Source organism: Edaphobacter sp. (assembly GCF_035532915.1).
In the GTDB taxonomy this organism is placed as follows: domain Bacteria; phylum Acidobacteriota; class Terriglobia; order Terriglobales; family Acidobacteriaceae; genus Edaphobacter.
On record NZ_DATKQC010000256.1, the window covers coordinates 1 to 3,869 of the forward strand.

Annotated in this window: 5 protein-coding genes and 1 pseudogene; 2 read left to right on the forward strand and 4 right to left on the reverse strand. The window is 57.2% G+C overall.

Annotation, left to right across the window (positions count from 1 at the left end):
- The 3 genes and pseudogenes from VMU57_RS12380 to VMU57_RS23065 all read right to left on the reverse strand — a co-directional run.
- A partial coding sequence (locus VMU57_RS12380) for a transposase (RefSeq protein ID WP_325383819.1) occupies positions 1–231 on the reverse strand: 231 nt, incomplete at its 3' end.
- A 466-nt stretch (positions 232–697) separates the two neighbouring features.
- Positions 698–1,030: a transposase gene (locus VMU57_RS12385; protein WP_325383821.1), complete on the reverse strand. Its 333-nt coding sequence runs from the start codon at positions 1,028–1,030 to the stop codon at positions 698–700.
- A 256-nt stretch (positions 1,031–1,286) separates the two neighbouring features.
- Positions 1,287–1,517: pseudogene (locus VMU57_RS23065) on the reverse strand (transposase); the annotation flags it as partial.
- A gap of 207 nt (positions 1,518–1,724) precedes the next feature.
- Here VMU57_RS23065 and VMU57_RS12390 point away from each other — a divergent pair.
- Positions 1,725–2,465, forward strand: a complete 741-nt coding sequence (locus VMU57_RS12390; RefSeq protein WP_325383823.1) for an IS110 family transposase — start codon at positions 1,725–1,727, stop codon at positions 2,463–2,465.
- Positions 2,466–2,607: 142 nt separating this feature from the next.
- Positions 2,608–3,000, forward strand: coding sequence for a transposase (locus tag VMU57_RS23070; RefSeq protein ID WP_414648641.1), 393 nt, complete (start codon positions 2,608–2,610; stop codon positions 2,998–3,000).
- Between the two features lie 301 nt (positions 3,001–3,301).
- Here VMU57_RS23070 and VMU57_RS12395 read toward each other — a convergent pair.
- Positions 3,302–3,869: hypothetical protein (locus tag VMU57_RS12395; RefSeq protein ID WP_325383825.1), on the reverse strand; the 568-nt coding region annotated here is incomplete at its 5' end.

A 3,869-nucleotide genomic window follows, 5' to 3' on the forward strand; every position in this document is an offset into this window, starting at 1 on the left:
AAACACCGCGCGGTGCGTGTCCAGGTCGATCAAACGCCGCGTCCGCGAGATCGTCGAATGATCCGGCGTCTGCTCCGTCAAACCGATGCACACAAATTGCCGCAACGCCAGCGAATTGGCCAGCCGCCACGCAATTCCACGCTCGCTGTCGATGCCCTCGAAGTACCCGATTAGTAGCGACCATAAAGTAAATCCCCGGAGCCACGCTGCGGCGCCCGTTGCGATGCGCATAGAACTTCCGGCAAAGCTCCTCGACAAACTCGTCCAACTTTTCCCCGTCGAGAAGCTCATTCAGCCGTTGGTAAAAAGGATGACCTGGGGTCCGCGCCAGTTCAGAGGTCGCGATCCAGATGTCTTCCTGCTTCTCCTGATCCTTCCCTGTACCCATCCTGATAGCTCGATTTTAAAAAGATCGCCTGTGGATACTTCACAAAATATCAACCTGCGAACCTGGACTTGCACCACGGACTTATAGTAATTCCGAAACGAAAAAGTCCCGGTCGGAGATTCAGTTCGAGGTCTTTGAGCGGGGATGGGGGTGCGGGGCAAGGGGACGGCGTTTGAGTCCCGTTGCCCTGCCCAGCGCCTTTGGACATGCGGCGTAAGCCGCGCTTTTCCAAATGACGAAATCATCGTAAGCAAGGGTTAAGCAGGCCTCCGGCTGCTACGAGTTCCACGGGCAAACACGCGATGTTTATTAGAGTGTGTTTCGTATACAGTGCCGCAGCGTAATCCAGAGGCAAGCGATGTAGAAGAAGGCTCGGTAGGTGGAGAGCAGATGCTCATGGCGAACCATCAATCGGCGGAATTGACCAAGCCATGCGTTGGTCCGCTCTACGATCCAACGGCGTTTATATCGTCGGAGTTTCCTTCCATCTTCGTAGCGCCGTGCTTTGTTGTTCTTCCGATAGGGCACGATGAGATCGATGCCGCGCTTTTTGAATCGCTCCCGTAGCGGATCGGAATCGTATCCGTGATCGGCGATTACCCGTTTCGGCTTCTGCCGCGGAGGGCCTTTTGGTCGCGGCACACGAACCTGTTGAGCGTGGTTTCCGCAAGCGTAGCTTCTCCCGGAGAGGCACTTTCGAGCCAAACTCCCAGCGGAAGACCTTGACCGTCGACCAGTACCATCCACTTCGTGCCATTGCCACGCTTGGTTTTACCGACTGCGGAGCCCCTTTTTTCGCGGGAGCGAAGCTGCCATCCAGAAAGGTCTCGTCCCACCGGAGCAGACCTTCTCCATCCAATGCGCCGAGCAGGGTACGCCACGCATCCAGCCAGACGCCTTCCTCTTCCCACTGCTTCAGCCGCCGCCAACAGGTCGATGGCGAGGGATATTCGTCGGGAAGAAAACGCCATGCGGCTCCGGTTTGCAAAGTCCAGAGGGTGCCCTCGAAGCACGCCCGATTGGACGCCCACGGTCTGCCTCGATTGTCCCGGCGCCTGATCGGCGGGGGCAACAGGGGCTCTACCAACTGCCACTGTTCATCGGTCAACAGCTTCTGCCGCTTGTTCATAACAGAAGCTCATCAGCTCACCCGCCTCACGCGTAAGTACTTGATCTGAGGCCGGATCTGTTTATGAAACACGCTCTAGCGGCGGCTCGAGCAGCGGGAGCCTCTTTGTTTCCAGAACGACATGCTCAGATGCCGTCCAGAACAACCAGGACTCTACTATAAGCCATTCGCGGAAACAGAGCGCCTGCCCGGGAAAGGATATCCAAGATGAACGTTGATGGCACTGACGAACCCCGATTTGAAGCTTTTGTGGCCATAGACTGGGGTGACAAAAAGCACGCTTGGTCGTTGCAGCCGGCTGGCTCGGATCGTCGCGAGCGAGGCCAGATCGAGCATAGTCCGGAAGCGGTCGCGGCATGGGCGGCAATGCTGAGCGCTCGCTTCCCGAATCAGCCCGTCGCTCTGGAAGTAGAGCAATCGCGCGGCCCTCTGGTCTTTATGCTCAGCAAATACGAACACCTGCACATCTACCCCATTCAGCCTCGCGCTTTCGCGCAGTTCCGCACTGCGTTGGTTCCTTCCGGAGCCAAGGACGATCCCAGCGATGCCGAGCTGCTGCTGGACCTCTTGGTGCATCATCGTGCCCGCTTGCGCTGTCTCCGGCCGGATAGTGAGCAAACCCGTCTGATACAGCATCTGGTCGAAGGACGCCGCAAACTGGTGAACGAGAGAACTCGCCAAAGCAACCGGCTTACCGCCCAACTGAAGCTGTATTTTCCGCAGTTGCTGGACTGGATCGACGCGGTCGATTCACCCTTGGTGGGCGCATTGCTGGAGCGATGGCCTACTCTGGAGGCGCTCCAAAGGGCGCGGCCAGACATCGTACGATCCTTCTTTACAGCCCACAACTGCCGGAGTCAGGAATTGATCCAACAGCGGCTGGTGAAGATCCGCCAGGCAGTCCCAGCAGTCAGCGACAAGGCCCTCATCGAGGCATCACAGGCATGACGAAGGTCCTGGTGGGATTGATCGCAACACTACAACTGGGCATAGACGGATTCGACCGCCAGATTGCGCGGGCGCCAGAGGTGCATCCCAATTTCGCGATCTTCGATTCCTTGCCCGGTGCTGGGCCGGTCCTGGCCCGCGCTTGCTGGCCGCGTTCGGGTCGCAGAGGGATCGTTACCAAACCGCAGCCGATCTGCAGACGTTCTGCGGAATTTCTCCCGTTACAGAACGCAGCGGCAAGTCCAAATGGGTTCACGTTCGATGGGCTTGTCCGCGCTTCCTCCGGCAGACATTTCACGAATGGGCGGGACACTCCATCGGCTTCTGCGATTGGGCACACTCCTACTGTCAAATGCAGCGCACCCGCGGGAAGGACCATCACGCGGCCGTCAGAGCCTTGGCATTCAAGTGGATACGAATCGCCTTTCGTTGCTGGAAAGATGCGGTCCCATACGATGACGCCCGGTACTTGGACAGTCTCCGTCGTCGCCGTTCACCGGTAATTGCCGCCGTCGCCAGCCAAGTACTGACGTAATCCGGAGGCTCAGTACTCCAACGAAAAGAATCCGTCTTCCCGCTTGACTGGAACTACTCAGATCACTGTTAACACCATGAATCGCCAGTCCCAAGAACCTCCAGAACAACAGCCTCATCGAACTAATAATGCCTCAGCGCAGGTATCGGAACGTTTCATCTTCATCGGCACAATCCTCAGCCCTCATTGATTCGGTTCTTGTCGAATACCAAAGTTTAACCTGATTCAGAAAAGCGGGCGACGCGCGACGCTGGTAGCATCTACTATAGGGTCCAATCTTCAGTCCGGCCGGTTGGGGCTATTACTGCTGCCGTCTTCCAGCGGCGACTAGAGGCTCGAAAGGAGGAGCATCCACTTGCAGTTGCGCGTAAGGCACATTGCTCGAAACGTGCTCTCTAATTGGATCGGGACCATCGCCAATATGGCGGTAGCGTTCTTCCTGTCGCCACTTATCGTGCACCGTCTGGGTGATATTGCCTTCGGGATCTGGGTTCTGGCCGTCTCCGTTGTAGCCTATATGAATCTGCTCGACCTCGGAATGCAGAGTTCCGTTCTCCGTTTCGTCAACAAGGGACACACTCAGCATGATCATCAGGCGGCCTCCGAGGCGCTGTCTGCCGCGCTCTGGATTCGTCTCCAGTTTGCCGCGGTCATCCTGGCTTGCACCGTGGGGCTTGCAAAAGTCTTTCCCTACTTTTTCAGGATCCCGCACGACCTTGTCCGCGCCGCCCAAATTGCCGTACTTCTCATTGGCCTCAAGGTCGCACTCAACATGGGTGTTGGCGTCTTTGCCGGCGTACTCTCTGCACTCAATCGCTATGACCTGCGGAACATTGTGGATTTTGTGCAGACTGCCATCCGAGCGATTG